This window comes from Aminobacter anthyllidis (assembly GCF_018555685.1).
GTDB lineage: Bacteria > Pseudomonadota > Alphaproteobacteria > Rhizobiales > Rhizobiaceae > Aminobacter > Aminobacter anthyllidis.
This window is the reverse complement of the sequence record NZ_JAFLWW010000001.1, coordinates 407,596-424,105: the sequence shown is the minus strand read 5'-3', so window position 1 is coordinate 424,105 and position 16,510 is coordinate 407,596. Positions and strand designations below refer to the sequence as shown.

General features: G+C 61.4%; 13 protein-coding genes. All 13 read left to right on the top strand.

Annotated elements, in window-relative coordinates; translation table 11 throughout:
* Positions 1–25: 25 nt before the first annotated feature.
* The 13 genes from J1C56_RS02335 to terL all read left to right on the top strand — a co-directional run bounded on the left by J1C56_RS02335 (position 26) and on the right by terL (position 15,368).
* Positions 26–634 carry a hypothetical protein gene (locus J1C56_RS02335; protein ID WP_214385628.1) on the top strand — a complete coding sequence of 203 codons (609 nt, stop codon included), beginning with the start codon at positions 26–28 and terminating at the stop codon, positions 632–634.
* Positions 634–3,021 (top strand): phage nozzle protein, encoded by a 2,388-nt coding sequence (locus J1C56_RS02330; RefSeq protein WP_214385626.1) that lies wholly within the window; start codon positions 634–636, stop codon positions 3,019–3,021. The genes J1C56_RS02335 and J1C56_RS02330 overlap by 1 nt, the downstream gene beginning before the upstream one ends.
* Complete coding sequence (locus tag J1C56_RS02325) at positions 3,021–3,506, top strand: hypothetical protein (protein WP_214385624.1); 486 nt, start codon at positions 3,021–3,023, stop codon at positions 3,504–3,506. The genes J1C56_RS02330 and J1C56_RS02325 overlap by 1 nt, the downstream gene beginning before the upstream one ends.
* Positions 3,499–3,960: a hypothetical protein gene (locus J1C56_RS02320; protein ID WP_214385622.1), complete on the top strand. Its 462-nt coding sequence runs from the start codon at positions 3,499–3,501 to the stop codon at positions 3,958–3,960. Before J1C56_RS02325 ends, J1C56_RS02320 begins: the two co-directional genes overlap by 8 nt.
* Positions 3,960–5,972, top strand: coding sequence for a hypothetical protein (locus J1C56_RS02315; RefSeq protein WP_214385620.1), 2,013 nt, complete (start codon positions 3,960–3,962; stop codon positions 5,970–5,972). The genes J1C56_RS02320 and J1C56_RS02315 overlap by 1 nt, the downstream gene beginning before the upstream one ends.
* Positions 5,973–5,975: 3 nt before the next feature.
* The gene (locus J1C56_RS02310; protein ID WP_214385618.1) at positions 5,976–9,800 is read left to right on the top strand and encodes a hypothetical protein; all 3,825 of its coding nucleotides are present in this window, start codon (positions 5,976–5,978) and stop codon (positions 9,798–9,800) included.
* Between the two features lie 8 nt (positions 9,801–9,808).
* A complete protein-coding gene (locus J1C56_RS02305; RefSeq protein WP_246591065.1) occupies positions 9,809–11,584 on the top strand; it encodes a phage tail fiber domain-containing protein in 1,776 nt (591 codons plus the stop codon).
* The gene (locus J1C56_RS02300; RefSeq protein WP_214385614.1) at positions 11,584–12,003 is read left to right on the top strand and encodes a hypothetical protein; all 420 of its coding nucleotides are present in this window, start codon (positions 11,584–11,586) and stop codon (positions 12,001–12,003) included. The genes J1C56_RS02305 and J1C56_RS02300 overlap by 1 nt, the downstream gene beginning before the upstream one ends.
* 59 nt (positions 12,004–12,062) lie before the next feature.
* Positions 12,063–12,764 (top strand): glycoside hydrolase family 19 protein, encoded by a 702-nt coding sequence (locus J1C56_RS02295; RefSeq protein WP_214385612.1) that lies wholly within the window; start codon positions 12,063–12,065, stop codon positions 12,762–12,764.
* Positions 12,764–13,120 carry a hypothetical protein gene (locus J1C56_RS02290; RefSeq protein WP_214385610.1) on the top strand — a complete coding sequence of 119 codons (357 nt, stop codon included), beginning with the start codon at positions 12,764–12,766 and terminating at the stop codon, positions 13,118–13,120. The genes J1C56_RS02295 and J1C56_RS02290 overlap by 1 nt, the downstream gene beginning before the upstream one ends.
* Positions 13,117–13,302, top strand: a complete 186-nt coding sequence (locus tag J1C56_RS02285; RefSeq protein ID WP_214385608.1) for a hypothetical protein — start codon at positions 13,117–13,119, stop codon at positions 13,300–13,302. Before J1C56_RS02290 ends, J1C56_RS02285 begins: the two co-directional genes overlap by 4 nt.
* The gene (locus tag J1C56_RS02280; protein ID WP_214385607.1) at positions 13,302–13,529 is read left to right on the top strand and encodes a hypothetical protein; all 228 of its coding nucleotides are present in this window, start codon (positions 13,302–13,304) and stop codon (positions 13,527–13,529) included. Before J1C56_RS02285 ends, J1C56_RS02280 begins: the two co-directional genes overlap by 1 nt.
* Positions 13,530–13,637: 108 nt before the next feature.
* Positions 13,638–15,368, top strand: coding sequence for a phage terminase large subunit (gene terL / locus J1C56_RS02275; RefSeq protein WP_214385604.1), 1,731 nt, complete (start codon positions 13,638–13,640; stop codon positions 15,366–15,368).
* Positions 15,369–16,510: the final 1,142 nt, after the last annotated feature.

Sequence of the window (16,510 nt, the reverse complement as noted above, 5' to 3'; positions counted from 1 at the left end):
TTTTTTCTTTCCCAAGGGTATCCCCATGGCAGCACTCACCCCTATGACCGAACTCGCGGCGGTCAACCTCATCCTCAAGAACATGGGTGAGACCAAGGTCAACTCACTGACCGGCGTCCTGCCCCTTGAGGCCTCCCAGGCGTTCGACACGCTGATCGAGGTATCCAATGAGGTCCAGACCCCCGGCTGGTTCTTCAATCGCGAATATCGAATTCTCTACCCTGACCACCAGGGCAACATCTACGTCCCCGCGAACACCCTGCACATCGAGACGATCCAAGAGCATCGTCACATCAGGGTCACCTCAAGGGACAAGAAGGTCTACAACCAGACCCCGTTCCAGAACACCTTCACCTTCACCGGTCCCCTCAAGGTCATGCTGATCCTTGGGTTGGCGTTCGAATATCTCCCAGCATCCGCTCGGTCCTATATCGCCCTCAGGGCCGCTAGGGTCATGCAGGTTCGCGAACTCGGCGATGCCCAGAACCTCCAAGAGGACACTGGCGACGAGACCCGCGCCCTGGCCCAGCTCCACGCCGAGCAGCTTGCTGCCGAGCCTCTCTCCCTGAAGTCCGCGAGCAACGTCTATGACGTGGCCTCGGGGCTCCCACCGCTCCACATGCGTATCTCTTAATGGCATCAGTTTCTGGCGCTCTCGCCAACCTGATCGGGGGTGTCTCTCAGCAGCCCCCCGAGATTCGTGCGGTCAACACCGCCGATGATCTAAAGAACACTTGGTCTGATGTGGCTGTCGGCCTCGGTACCCGTCCCTGTGGGGCCTATGCGGGAGCCGTCAGTAACGCCCCGGCTGCGGGTAAGACCGTCGCCACCCACAACATCCACAAGCCCTCAGGCTCCTACCGCATCACCGTCCACGGCGGCGCGATCTACGTGACCGACATCAAGACCGGTACCGTGAAGCCTGTGACCGTCGAGGGTGCCGCAGGGGCCTATATCGCCACGGACGACGCCCAGGCTAACCTCGGCTTCATCACCCTCGGCGACACCACGTTCGTCTGGAACCGCTCCAAGACGGTGACCAAGACCAAGGTCACGGAAACCTCGGCCCTCACGGGTGCCTCGTTAGGCGGCGTGACCCGCAGGAACCCCAACAGGCATGGCACGGTGTGGGTCAAGCAGAGGGCTGGCTACAACGCCAACTACGCCGTCTACTTCAACAACGTCCAGAAGGCGATCTTCACGACCGGCGATGCGACCCCCTCGGCCATCGCTAACGATCTGAACAACGACCTCAACGCCGCTGGCATCGCTGGCCTCACGTCGACCATGGCCTCCAACTCGATCTTTTCGATCCAGCTGCCAGCCGAGGGTGACTACATCACCACCCACGACGACTTCTCGAATAACGCCCTTCAGTTCTACAACGACTTTGTCGACGAGTTCACCGATCTCCCGAACTTTGACGCCTTGGGACGCCTCGTCCTGGTCAAGCAGGAGATGGGTAACCCCCGGGACGACTACTGGGTCTGGTTTACGTCTGGTGGCTGGGAGGAGACCGTTGGCTGGAATGCCAGCGAGAGCCTGAACAACGCCACGATGCCCCACATCCTGGTCGACAACAAGAACGGCACCTGGACCTTCAAGCAGCACTCTTGGAAGGGCCGAGAGGTAGGCGACGACGACAGCAACCCCACGCCGTCCTTCGTCGATAAGACCATCAACTCGATGTTCATCTACAAGGGCCGCATGATCGTCCTGAGCGACGAGAACTGCATCGGGTCCCAGGTGGGCACCTTTGAGAACTTCTATCGCTCGACATGCACCCAGCTACTCGACGACGACCCCTTCGACATCGCCTCGCCAAACAGCAGCGGCGCTCAGGTCAACTACGGGGTCGAGTTCGATAATGGCCTACTCCTGTTCTCCAAATACGATCAGTTCAAGATCGACCCGGATAACGAGGGGACCCTCAGCCCGAACACGGTCTCGATCAAGCGGGTGAACGCCTACAACGCGGCCCCCATGGTTCCCCCGACCTACATCGGGTCGAACGTGCTGTTCGTCGACGACTTCGACAATGGCGGCTTTGCCAAGCTGCGGGAATATCAGGTCGAGCGTACCTTTGGTCGCCAAGTGGCCCCTGCGGTCACCGACGCGATCCCCGAGTACATCCCCTCGGGCGTCTACTCGCTCCAGGGCTCGTCCTCCGACGACATCATCGTCCTGCTCTCTAAGGGCAGACAGAAGTCGCTGTGGCTCTACAACTACTACTTCAACAGCGAGGGCAAAGTGCAGTCCTCGTGGCAGGAATGGACGTTCCCATTTAAGCTGTGGGGCGCAGGGTTCGTGGATGACCACCTGATCCTGACCGCCGAGTATGCTGGGAAGCTCCACCTCCTGTCATTCAACTTCGATAGCGGTGCCGATAGGGTCCTCGACCGGGACAGCGTCCTACTGGATTTCCGGCTGAACATCAGTGCCCTGTCGCCAACCTTCAACGGCAAGGACACCACGGTCACCCTGCCCTACGCGGTGCAGAACGACGCCGATCTGGCAAAGCACCTGGCTGTCGTGGCCCCCGGCAACACCGGACCACTTCTGTCGGCCAAAACCTACAAGCCGACCTCGCGCTCGGGCAACACGATCACCTTCAAGAACGTGGACCTCAGGAGCAACGATGTCGTCATCGGGTGGACCTTTGGCTTCTACTGGAAGCTCAATCCCATCTACATGCGCGACAACAACCTCGTCGCCATCCAGGACGGCCGATTGCAGCTGCGGGGCATCTCGCTCCTCTACAGCAACTCGGGTCCCTTCAGGGCCCTTGTGACCCCGGAGAGCCGAGACACCTTCATCAAGCCCTATACCGGCATCATCGTCGGCAGCGGCCAGGACCTCCTCGGGTCCTTCAAGCTCGACAGCGGCAAGTTCGCAATCGGGGCCTACGGCAAGGCCGACACCGTGTCCATCGTGATCGAAGGCGAGACCCCATGGCGGGTCCGCTTCTCCTCCCTGGAGTGGCACGGCTCCTACCGACCCACCAAGAAACGGACGACCTAATGACCCAAGAGATACGGGAGGTCCGTGAGGACGACCTTCCGTTCCTCGCGGCCAACCTCCGTTCTGCCGATATTCGAGAACTAATCGCCGTCTATGGGAAGCCTGACTTCCTCGGGTCCCTTCGGCGATCAGCCGATCTATCTGACCAAACCCTAGTCGGGTGCCCAGCACCTGGGGAAAAACCCGTGATGCTCTTTGGTATCCGAAAGGTGACCCCGAAGAACGCCCTGATCTGGGCATGTGCGACCGTCGACCTCGTCGATAACCGCATGGCCTTCCTCAGGGCCAGCCGACCCATCATCAAAAGGTGGTTCGAGGAGCGTCCCTCCGTCGACACCTTCACCAATTTCACCCACGCCAAGAACTTCGACCACCACCGGTGGCTTCGTTGGTGTGGCGCAGAGCTACTTCCGGCCCGTCGCTTGGGGCCCAGAGGGGAACCATTCCTCCCCTTCATCATACGGAGACAGAAATACCATGTGTGACCTCGGTCTAGCACTCGGTCTCGCTGCCGGTGCCGCCCAGGTTGCCGGTCAGGCCAGTGCCGCCTCCAAAAACCAGAAGATGGTCCGAGAGCAGACGCGCCTTGAGTACGCCGCTCAGGAGCGTGAGTTCCTGGTCGAGGCCGACGCCTCAAACAAGGACGCCTATCAGGCCCACCTAGAGGGTGAACGCGGAAAATCCGCGGTTGCCGCCAAGGGCGAGGGAATGATGGGCAATACCGCTGCCGCCCGAGAGGCCGAGCAGGGTCGCCAGTCCGCCCTCTCCATCCAGAACGCCAAGGATCGCCAGACTGCCGCCCGAGCCAACTACACGATGGCCGGTAAGCACTCGCAGATCGGCGGCCAGAACCAGATCAACACCCTTCAGGTGAACCCGCTGACCGCCTTCATGAACGTGGCGACCTCGGGCATCCAGAACTACGGAGCATTCAAGTAATGGCAGCGCCACAGCAGTCCGCAGTCCCCACTTACAAGGAGACGGCGGGCATCCCGAACCGCCCGAATACGGCCTACTACAAGTATGACGACCGAGAGACCCCAGGTTACGCCCTGGCGAAGCTCCTCGGGGCCCTTCCGGGGGCCGCAGAGAAGGCCGAAGCCATCGACGAGAAGGCCCCGTCGCAGGAGGAGCAGGAACAGCTTGCTGCCCTGGCCGTCATGGGTGCCGAGAAGGACCGCCTGAGGCTCGCCAAGGGCTCCAGCGTCTTCGGGCTCCTCAGGGATTCCGAAGGCTCCATGGACGCCTACGAGGTCAACCGTGGCCGCCGTGACGCCGACCTGTTCGCGGGGGACCTTCGGACGGCCTACGCCGATAGTGGCCTCGCCGACTCCGATGACCCCAAGGCCTTCGCCAAGTTCGTCCAGCAGTACCAGCAGCAAATCTTCAACGAGAAGCTCAAGGGTACCGACCCGTCTTACTACCACGGCTACGTCACCCGCATCGGTGGCGTGTTCGAGGACATGACGAAGGCCCACGCCGGGAACCTCGATAGCTTCATCACCCACAAGAACAAGAGGGCGATGGAGAACCGCATCGAGAGCAAGGTCGCCGTCGAACTGGCTACCGGCAAGGAGCAGGACGCTTTCGGCACCTTCATGGACAGCTTCACGAGTGCCGAGGGTGGTGGCAACTACAACGCCTTCCACGGCAACGCCGCGAACAGCAACATCCGCTTCACCGATATGACGATCCAGGAGGTTCTCGACTGGCAGTCGTCGGGTGCTTGGAAGCGCTATGGGGCCAAAAGCTCCGCTGTCGGCAAGTTCCAGATCATCGAAGGAACCCTGAGGGACATCGTCCGCGCCGCTGGCGTCGACCCGAACACCAAATTCACCCCGGCTGTCCAGCGCAAGCTGATCTTCTTCCGCCTCGCAAAGGACCGGGGGATGCAGGACTACCTGGACGGCAAGATTTCCGCCGAGGACTTCCTCGATAAGGGGCTCGCCAAGGAGTTCGCTGGTCTCAAGATGACTAACGGCAAGGGAGCCTACGATGGTGACGGCCTCAACAAGGCGTCCCACTCCGCCCGAAAGACCATCGCGGCCTTGATGCAGTTCAAGGATGCCTACCTCCGCGATCCTGCCCTGGTCTCCAAGACCGACAAGGCTGGCAAGATTGTCCTCAACGCGGACGATCAGGCGGACGAGCGTGGTTTGGTCGACGATCTAGATGGATCCGATGCCGAATTCGGTGTCGCCCAGCCCGAGGCCCGTAAGGTCGCCGCCGACACCCTGATCCGTCAGATGGAGGCCGACCCGAAGCTCGCCGACCGGGAGGACCTTGAGGACTACATGACCCGCTGGAGGCTCCCCAAGGCCGACCGCGACCGCGTCATGGAAGCCCGGGACCGCCTGAGGACCGAGAGCAGCCAGAAGGCTTCACTTGAGGAACGCAAGGCCACCCAGGAAATCCTCGGTTTCGCCGATAAGGTCATCCGTTCCGGGGACGCCGACAGCCTCGCTGAGGTCCGCAAGCGCAACCCCAAGGTCTACCAGAAGCTCCTCGATCTCCAGACCACCCCGGCTGACCCCGGGGGCCTGGACAATGATGGCTTCCTGGCCAGCGCCAACTACGGGAACCCCCGGTTCGCCGAGGATACCCTGACGGCCTACGCCAACGGCAAGATCGACCAGGAGACCTATACCACTGCCATGCAGCAGTTCGACATCAGGACCAACGTCAAGCCCATCCTGACGATGCCTGGGGTCAAGCCCTACGTCGACAAGCTCAAGCTCACCATCCCCGGCGACGAGAACAAGTCGATCTTCGACGCCCAGCTGGCAATCGCAGTCGATGACCTCACCAAGGCCAACGAAGGCCGCCGCCCCGCGCTGCAGGACATCCATGCAGCCGCCCAGTCCGTCCATCAGGCCATCACCGCGATCACCGCAGGTGAGCAGCAGTCCCGCATGGGACGGCCTGAGTACCAACTAGGAAAGCAATCGTAACATATGGAACAGACCTCCCCTTGGGTCCCGCAAGAGAACGGGACTTACCTCCCGTCCGCTGATCTCGTTAAGGCCGTTCGAGAGAACCCCGACCAGTATCCGAACGCAGTCGACGACTTCACCGCCCTCTCCGGTCTCCCCCGAGAGGAGGTCGAAGCCATCATCCGTAACCCCATGGGTTCGGGTGGAATGTTCGACAACCCTGTCGTCAACGCCCTCACCTATAACCTCAAGCTCGGCCAAGCCGCTGTCCGTGGCGTGGGTGAAGCCGCTGGCTGGGCCACCAAGAAGCTAGTCAGCGAAGATGCTGGCCAGTTCGTCCAAGATGCCGTGGGCCGCGCTCAGAACCCTGTGTTCGACACCGAGCGTGACGTTGGCGAGAAGATCGCAGAGGTAGCCGGTCAGGCCGCTCCTGCGGTTGCCGGTGGTGTCGCCGCTGGTGGCGTCATCGCTGGTGGTGTCGTCGGTGCCGGTATCTCGACCCTGACCTTTGGGGACGAGGACAACGTGGCCAACCTCGCCAATGACTATGCCGACAACTGGACGCCTGACATCCTGGTGATCCAGGACGAAGACGACGCGGACACCCGTGCCTTCAAGAACATGGCGTCCAACCTGATCGTCGACCTCGCGACCGCTGGTCTCGGCCACGGCATCGCCAAGGTCTACCGGCTGGTCAAGGAAGTCCCCAGTGGCTTCGTCGACATGAACGCCCTCAAGCAGATGGGCGACGAACTCGGGGTTAACCTCAGGGACACCGAAGGTGCCACGTCATCAGCCACTAAGGCCCTAGAGAACACCGCGATCCGCGCAGTGGACGAAGTGCCGCCCCAGGTCGAAGCTGAGGTGATCACCAAGGCCGCCGCCAGGGAGAAGGTGGCGCAGCGCATCTACGAGAAGGAGACCGGCACGGCTCCTGTGGAGACCCCGGCGACCCCCGAGGAAGTCCAGGCGTGGCGTCAGGAGACGCTCGGGCCCATCCAGCGCGACCTCAACCGCTCCAAAGAGGTGAATGTCGGTCTCCGTCAGCACCTCAAGGGTTTCGAGGAAGGCCCGGCCTACAGCAAGTATGCCGCCCACAGCGAACAGGTCATGAAGGCCGTGAACGCTGGCAACTACGAGGCAGTGATCAAGCTGTCCCGGGAGATCGACAAGATGCCCGACGCGGCCACTGTCGGTCACGTCTACAAGACCTCGGTCCTCAGGGCATCCCTGGACCGGCTCGAGAAGAACTTCGAAGTGATCCTGGAGCGCATCCGGGAAGACCCGTCGATACAGACCAAGGTGGCCTGGAAGGAACTCGCTGAGGACTTCCACGCGAACAAGGTCAAGCTGGCGGAAGAGTGGCGCAACATCGGCCATTCCTCGGCATACGCCTTCCTGACCCGCAAGGGCGTGAAGTTCGACGATAGCGTCTTGGCGTCCCTCAAGGACGGCGAGGCGGAACTGGCCAAGGAACTCCGCGAGAAGGGCTACACGCTATTCTCGTCCAAGGCTGAGTTCATGTCGTCGAAGATGCTGAACCTGAAGGAGATGGGCTACGACCCGCTCAAGGTCCTGAGCGAATTGAACCTCATGTTCGACGAGTTCGATAAGGCCCGAGCCGGTGTCCTGGACAACCTCAAGCACAACAAGCTCGCGAAGCTCACCAAGGCTGAGCGGGAACACCTTGAGGGCTCCTTCATGCGGTGGCTCAACGACATGCGCAACAGCGCCATGCTGGGCCAGCCATCGACCTCCTTCCTGGAAGCCCTATCCAACACGATCCAGAATGCCTCCCTGCCGATCACCCAGCATGTCCTCCGGGGCAACATTGGGCGAGCCTACCGGGAATACCTCGGCTACGGCACGGCACTCGGGCGCACCTGGGACACCTTCAAGAAGTCCTTCGTGCAGGGCAAGGGCGTCATGGACGACTTCGATGTCGCCGACGCTCAGAGGGCCAACGGCGCGAGCCTCCTCGGCTTCGACCTGACCCGCGACTACACGACCCTCGCCAATGAGGGGAAGTGGGCACGGTATGTGTTCTATCGTCTGTGGGATTTCGCCAGCACCCTGTCCATCGCATCCTCGGAAGCCTCCAAGGCCCTAAGGGGCGCTGGGCTCGCCTATGCTGATGGTCTCGAACTGGCGCTGAAGCAGGGGGCCACCAAGCCCCAGGCCAAGAAGATGGCCCTGGAGTACGCCCAGAAGCAGTTCAACCCCGATGGTTCCTTCAAGGACGCCGCTCTCCGCCTGGACGTGCAATCCACCGCATGGCAGTCGGTCTTCGATACCCGCTACGGGACGGGCCGCCTCGCCCAGGCCGTGGACAACTTCAGGCAGCACAAGAACCCCGTCATCAACGTGATGGCCGGTATCGCGGTGCCCTTCTGGCGCACCCTGGTCAACATCGGCTCCAACTCGTTCCAGTCGATCCAACCGATCCCCTCGGTTCTCCTAAAGCCCCTCGCCCGAACCAAGTACGGTTCGAAGGTGGTGGGACTGACGAAGTTCCTCGACGACTTCACCGGCAGCAACGGCCTCGCCGCCCAACAGCGAGCGATCGGTCGCCAGCGCCTCGGTTATATGACCATGGCCGGTGGCTGGGCCCTGATGCAGTCGGGCACCATCGACATCACCGGTCCCTCAGGGTTCCGCAGCTGGGACGCCAAACAGGCTGAACAGCAGGAGTACCCCGCGTCCTCCCTGATCGTCGGCGGTAAGGCAATCGACCTAACCCGCCTCCTCCCCTTCAGTGCGCCCCTGCTGCTCCTCGGCACGATCAAGGACATGCAGCGGGAGAACGAACTGCAGATGAAGGACGGCAACTACGTCGCGGCCAATGACAGCGCCTATGAGTTCGCAGCCACCTACGGCTCGGCCCTTGGTGTCCTGTCGTGGTCCTTGATGTCCGATGCCGCAGCCTTCCGTGGCGTCGGCGACGTTTGGGACGCCTTGGTCAACGTGGCGAAGGAAGGGGACCCACGGGCCCTCGTCAAGCTCTCCGAGAACTACGCCAAGCAGTTCACCCCAGCTGCCCTCAGGGTCGCCGGGAAAAACTCGGGCATGGTCACCGGGGACTGGTCGCAGCACTCGGCGCAAGGCTTCCTCAACGAGGTCCTGGCATCAGCTGGCTTCCACACCGGCTATCAGCGCCTCAACTTCCTGGGCCAGCCCCTGGTCGACAAGCATCGTGGTCTCGACCCGATGAACACCAAGGATGTCCGCACGGACGACCTGCTCTTCAGGGAGTACACGCTCCTGAACAGGGCTGGCGACCTGGGCCTCAGGGCCCCTGGGCCAACCGAAGTGTACGACAAGGCATTCTGGAAGAACCTCGGCGTCCAGCCGGGGACCATCGACTGGCTCTTCGGGAATGACACTCCGTCGCTCACCGAGATGAAGACCAAGGATGGTGCCAATGCCTACGACCGCTACCGCGATCTCCTCTACAAGGGGACCGCTTCCGCTGACATCCAGAAGACCACGGGCTCCGTGGGTGACCGGATCGACATCGGAACCGTGGTGGTCAGGAAGGGTGAGAACCTGGAGGCCGCCCTGCGGCGGACCATCGCTTCACCTGGTTACCAGAACCTGACGGCGGACGCCCGGGCCAAGGTCTTCAAGACCATCCACGGCGTTTTCACCAAGAACGCCAAGGACTACCTCGCCGACAACCTCATGGTGGACCCCTCGATCTTCGAAGGGAGCCGCTATGGCACACCTACTCTTTCACCAGAACCGCTCGATCCCACCGTGGGTGCCGTCAAGGCACTCGCTGGCGACGTGCAGCGTACCCGGGGTCTCCCCCGCTCTCTGGATGAAATCTTTGCGATAACCCCATGAACTGAGAAATGGCGAATCCTGTGAGCATTCTGTTCCCCGACGAAATCGGGGGACGGACCTCATATGCAATTCCCTTTGAGTATCTCTCCCAGTCGTTCGTGAAGGCAACGTTGAACGGGACTTCGGTCCCGCTCTCGTTCTCCGACACGTTCACTGTGGTGATCACCCCGGCCCCCGTTGGGGAACTCGTGATCTACCGTGATACCCCGAAGGACACCCTCATCAACACATACGCCGATGGGTCCATCCTCGTCGACGACGACCTCAATGCCTCCTTCTGGCAGTCCCTCATGGTGGCCGAAGAGGTCGCTGAAGCTGCCATCGCCAAGGGCGCTGATGGCCACTGGGACGCCAAGGGCCTCAAGGTCTCCAATGTCGCCACTCCGGTCGCCGCGTCTGATGTCGTGACCAAGGGCTGGGCCGAAGATGTTGGCTCTGGCTTCGCTGGACAGGCCGCTGCGTCCCGTGATGCGGCTGCTGCCTCGGCTGCTGCTGCTGCGGCTTCGGCCACCTCGGCGAACACGTCCAAGAATACGGCCACCACCAAGGCAACCGAGGCTTCGGCTTCGGCTACCGCTGCGGCTGGCTCTGCTGCCACGGCAACCACCAAGGCGTCCGAGGCTGCGACCTCTGCGGCTGCTGCGGCTGGCTCTGCGACCACTGCAGGGACCAAGGCGTCCGAAGCTGCCACGAGTGCGGCCACGGCCACCACCAAGGCCTCCTCGGCGACCAGCTCGGCTGACAGCGCCTCGTCTAGCTCAGCATCTGCGGCCTCCTCGGCGGCTGCGGCTCTCGCTGCGAAGATCGCTGCAGAAGCTGCGGTCGTCTCGGTGTCCCCGGCTGACGAGCAAATCTTCGAAGCTACCGGCAAGACCACGCCTGTCGATAACGACCTCCTGGGTCTCGTGGACAGCGCCGCGTCGTGGGTGATGAAGAAGCTGACCTGGGGGAACCTCAAGGCGACCCTTAAGACCTACTTCGACACGCTGTACGCGACTGTCAGCCACTCTCACACGTTTGCCTCGTTGACTTCCAAGCCCACCACGATGTCGGGATACGGCATCACGGATGGCACTAAGCTCTACTCCGCCTCGTTCCTTGTCTCGGGAACCTGGACCAAGCCGACCGGTATCTCCGCTGAGGCAATCGTCGAGGTTGAACTGTGGGGTGGCGGCGGCGGCGGGGGCCAGTACAACGGTGCCCAATGGGGCAGCGCGGGTGGCGGTGGCGGTGGCTACAACACTTATGCGTTCAGAGCCGGGGACCTTCCAGCAACAGTGGCCGTTACCATCGGCGCGGGTGGCGCGGTGAACTCCCAGGGTGGTGCATCCTCCTTCGGCACGTACCTCTATGCCTATGGCGGCGGCGCTGGCGTCCAGACGACAGGCTCGACCATGGCTGCAGGAGGCGGCGGCGGCGGTACGACCAGCGCGGGTGCCAACGGTGCTGGCTCCAGTCCTGGCGCTGGCGGCGGCGGTGGTCACCTTGGCGGCGGCGCTGCGGGTGGCGCTCCTCAAACTGCAGGTGGCACGGCCAATCACTACGGCGGCGGTGGCGGTGGCGGCGGGTCGACCAACGGTTCGGCCTTCAAGGGCGGTGACGCCTTCTATGGCGGTGGCGGTGGCGCTGGTGGCTTTGCCGCCAACAACCAGGGCATCAGCCAGCGCGGCGGTAACGGCGGCGGCGGCTCAAACAATCCTCCTCCCCAGGTGCCCGGCGGCGGTGGTGGTGCCAACCAGGGCCCAGGTGCCGCTGGCAAGTGCATTGTAAGGGTAATCGGCTAATGGCCAAATATGCAGTAATCGACACTTCCCTGAAGGTCGTAAATGTGATCCTCGCGAACGAGGGTTTCACCATCGTCGACCACCTCCTGGTTGAAAATACTTCGGCCAAGATCGGTGACACCTACGACAACATCAATGGCGTTTTCATCCCCGCCCCTGTTTCCCAGCCAACCCCTGAGGAACTGCGGGCTCTTATGCCTGACCTCAGTTCACGTCAGATTCGCTTGGGCCTTATCTCCATTGATGTGGCCGAAGCGGAGGTTGACGCGGCGCTCGCAGGTTCCCCTGAGGGTCTTATCGAGTGGAAACACGCGACATCCTTCCGGCGCTTGCACCCTCTGATCGACCAGATCGGTGTTGTCTTCTCACTCACTCCTGAGCAGATCGACACGCTCTGGCTCTGGGCCGCAGACCTCTAATTCCTAAGCCGTCCTGGGTTTCTCCTGGGGCGGCTCCTCCACCCATCCCCCTAAATCCAATGAATAAGAAGGCATTCTTCGACAGCATCCGTGCGGCGCTGTTCGACGGTAAGCTCAGTGGCGCTCAGGTCCACGGGCTCGAACTCCTGATCGCCGAAGGTGACAAGCGCCTCACCGGCAACGAGTCCCTCGCCTACATCCTCGCCACGGCAACCTGGGAGACCGCTTGGACCCTCAAGCCCATCGCCGAGTACGGCAAGGGTAAGGGCCGCAAGTACGGCGTCAGGGACCCCAGGACCGGCAAGGTCTACTACGGTCGCGGCTATGTGCAGCTGACCTGGGACTTCAACTACAAGAAGATGGGCGACTGGCTCGGCATCGACCTCTACGCCAACCCTGACCTCGCCATGGTCGCCGAAACTGCCGTGAAGATCATCTTCGAAGGCATGGAACGCGGCATGTTCACCGGCAAGAAGCTGGCCGACTACCTCGACGATGTCGATGAAAGTGACGAGGCAGACTTCGCTGAGTTCAAGGCGGCTCGCAGGATCGTCAACGGCACCGACCGGGACGACGAAATCGGCCGTATCGCCCTCAAGTACGAGAAGGCCCTGAGGCTGTCCGGTCGAACCGGTGGCGCTGTCCTGATCGACACGGGCGTTGCCCCGGTAGTCGTGGTCGACACCTTCGCCCCGCCGACCCCCAAGAAACCTTCAGGCCTCCTGCGCCTGATCCTCACCATCATCAAAGCGACCTTCTAATGTTTAAGACCATTCTCGGGTGGCTCACGGGCGGTACGCTCGACCGCCTCCTCGACACCATCGAACACCGTATGGATGACGAGACCAAGAAGGAAGAGATCAAGGCCGAGGTAACTCGCACCTACATCAACGCCAAAACCAATCTGATGGTTGGTCGGACGTGGTGGTTCCAGCTGTTCTTCGTGGTCCCTCTTGGGTTCCATTGGGCCTGTCTGAACTTCGTGTCGGCGGTCCCCCAGTGGGGCTGGACCGTCCACCCGCTTCCCGCGCCGTTCGACGAATGGGCAGGAGAAATCCTCCTGGCTGTGTTCGCTATCGACGGTGCCAAGGCCGTGATCGGAAGGCTTAAGAAGTGATCACCGAATCCTCGCAGACCACCGGCCTCATCGGCGCGGCTGTCACGGCCCCCTGGTGGGCCCCCATCCTGGCCAACGTCAACATCGTGCTGACGGCCATCCTCACCACCCTCGGTATCGTCCTGTCGGCCATCAAGATCGTCCAGGCGCTCCGCAAGCCCCCGACCAAGGAAGACGGCTGATGTCCTCGGCCACCAAAGACCTCATGGAGCTTCTGCACGGTACCGTCGCGCAGGAGCTTCTGGACCGCATCAAGGCAGGTGACGCTACCGCCGCCGACTTCTCGAATGCCATCAAGTTCCTCAAGGACAATGGCATCGAAGCGCAGATGTCGAAGAACCCCGGCGTGACCTCACTGGCCGAGCAGTTCCCCTCCTTTACTGACGACGACGAACACGTCGCTCACTGACTCCTGCAGCCCCGCTGAGGGCCGTTCCCGCCTGGGTGACCCAAGTGTCCCGAGGCCTCCTAGAACGCGCCCAGCGGGGCTCCCTGCCCGTTCCCCCGCAGTTCCCCCATGTCCCTCAAGAAAGCTCTGCTCGCATCGACAGCAGACACCGCAGCCGATCCGCTAAAGCAGGACTTCCGCAAGTTCCTCTGGCTGATCTGGAAGTACATCAACCTTCCTGATCCCACACCTACCCAGTACGACATCGCCCACTTCCTTCAGCACGGCCCCGACAAGATTTGTATCGAGGCGTTCCGAGGGGTCGGCAAGTCCTTCATTACCTCCGCCTTCGTCCTGTGGTGCCTCTACTGCAATCCCCAGGTCAAGATCATGGTCGTCTCGGCTTCTAAGAACCGAGCGGACAACTTCGTGACGTTCACGATGTCCCTGATCCAGATGATCCCTGAGTTGGCGCATCTGAAGCCCAAGCCGAACCAGCGCTCCTCGCGCGTCGAGTTCGACGTTGGTCCTGCCATCCCCGACCAGACCCCCTCGGTTTTCGCCAAGGGCATCGACAGTCAGCTGACCGGTGGTCGCGCCAACATCATCGTCTCGGATGACGTGGAGGTCATGAACAACTCCATGACGATTGCCGCTCGCGATCTGCTCATTGAGAAGACCAAGGAATACTCGGCCATTCTGAAGCCGAAGGATGACGAGTTCTCTGTGGCTCGCATCATCTACCTCGGCACCCCGCAGACCGAGGACTCGATCTACAACAAGCTACCCGAGACGTTCACCAAGCGCATCTGGCCAGCCCAGGTACCGACCCTGGAAGAGGTCCACGCCTACGGCAATGAATTGGCACCCCGCGTGATGAAGATGTTCACCCGGGCGATGTACGGGGCCCCCACGGACCCTGAGCGCTTCGACGAGGATGAACTGATCACCCGCCGCGCCGAGTACGGGGCCGCTGGTTACCAGCTGCAGTTCATGCTGAACACCAAGCTCTCGGACGAAGAGCGCTACCCGCTCAAGCTCAAGAACTTGATCGTCATGGCGGTGCCCCCGGCGAAGGCCCCAGTCGACGTGTACTGGCTCCCGAACCCCGATAGGGAACTCAGGGACCTCCCGAACAACGGCATGGCTGGTGACCGGCTATATGCCGCTGCGGGGCATTCCCAGGAGTGGCTTGAATACCAGCACCGCGTCATGTCCATCGACCCCTCGGGCCGAGGCAAGGACGAGACCGGCTACGCTGTCGGCTACCACCTCGCGGGTAACATCTGGCTTCCCAAGGCCGGTGGCCTCCAGGGTGGCTATGAGCCCGAGACCCTCGACACCCTCGCGAAGATCGCCAAGGTTCACCGCATCCAGACCATCGTCATCGAGAGCAACTTCGGCGACGGCATGTTCGCTCGTCTCCTGGAGCCGGTCCTGGCTCGCCATGGGGTCTCCGCAGCTATCGAGGAAGTGCGCTCCACCACCATGAAGGAGATGCGCATCCTGGACGTTCTGGAGCCTACCGTGTCCCAGCACCGCCTGATCGTGGACCCCGAGGTCCTCAGGGAAGACGAGGACTCGATCCAGAAGTACGAAGGCATGATCCGGCAGCACAAGTCGCTGTTCCACCAGATGACCCACATCTGCCGCCAGAAGGACGCCCTGCGGTTCGACGACCGTGTGGACGCTCTGTCCATGCTGGTTGGCTTCTTTGTCGACCTGATGAACCAGGACGCCCAGAAGGTGGCCTCCAAGAACCACGAGGAGTGGCTCAGGGCCCAGCTGGATACGTTCCACCAATCGCCTCTCAATGCCCACTTCAACATGACTGAAAGGCTGCTCTGGGGCGGTGGATAATTAAGTCCTACTACTGGAGAGAGACAAACTACCCTCCCTCCGGTTTCCCATAGATATACCCTAAGGTACCCTATAGATAACCTATAGGTACCTTAGGTCTCCTCAAGGTCCCTAGGTGGACTACTTCTAGTCCTCCTCCTCTGCTCTCCTCTCTGCTTCCTCCTCACAGGTCTGCTTGCACTGGACAGGGTGATACCCCCCGATGTCCACGCAGCGAGCCACACAAGCCTCCACCCGCTTATCCACGGAGGCCCCGAGGGCACCCTGGGTTCCCAGCGCTGCGCTCACCAGGACCATGGCGGAGACCAGCAGTTTCTTCATTCTCATTCATCCCTTGGTTTAAGATCGCTAGATCGGTCGAGGATCGCTAGATCGGTTCAAGATCGACTGTTAGCCCCCGTGGGAATCCTCAGTCAACCAGAGAGTCTCCACGGTACCGTAGAGGCCCACAGGGAGCCTTCAGTCTCCCAGGCTACCTACTACCGATTATCCCTCCCATGCCTCTCCCTGGGCAGCTGTGGGCCCTGCAGGTACCCTCGGGGACCCAAAGGGACCCGCGACCTTTTTGCGAAAAATCTGTATCCCCATATACGTATACCCAGGTAGCCCCTGCCCCCCGTGCCCCCTAGGTTTCCCTCCGGTAAAGCCCCTATACGCGCCAGCCTTGGGCACAACATCGGGCACACTATCAGCCTAACTCATTGATATAATTGGACTTAGATTGGATACTACATCTGATCAGCCCTGATTAGGACAGAATACCTAGGGATAACAGGTGATCCCCAAGGCGGAATGCTCATTCCATCTCTGAATTATTTGTTCCCTCATGTTCCCTCCCACATTTTTCCACCTTGGGGACACCCCAGTTTCCACCGGCCAGCCGCGCCAAAAAGCGGCGCTCATATACGGTACTAGGGCGCGACCGCGTTCCTATCCCGCTTGGGAACACCTCAGGGGCCTACACATTTTTTCGATTTCTCTCCGTTATCGTGTTGACTTCGGAAATGGGGCGTTCTAATGTTTGGTCACGGTCAAGGAAACGAGATCGACGGGGCCTCCGGGCCTCGGGGTTCCCTCCGGGTTCCTGTTCTTTGACAAGCGAAGATGCGCAAGTTTCCCTAGGGCTTCCTGCTCTTGGTGAT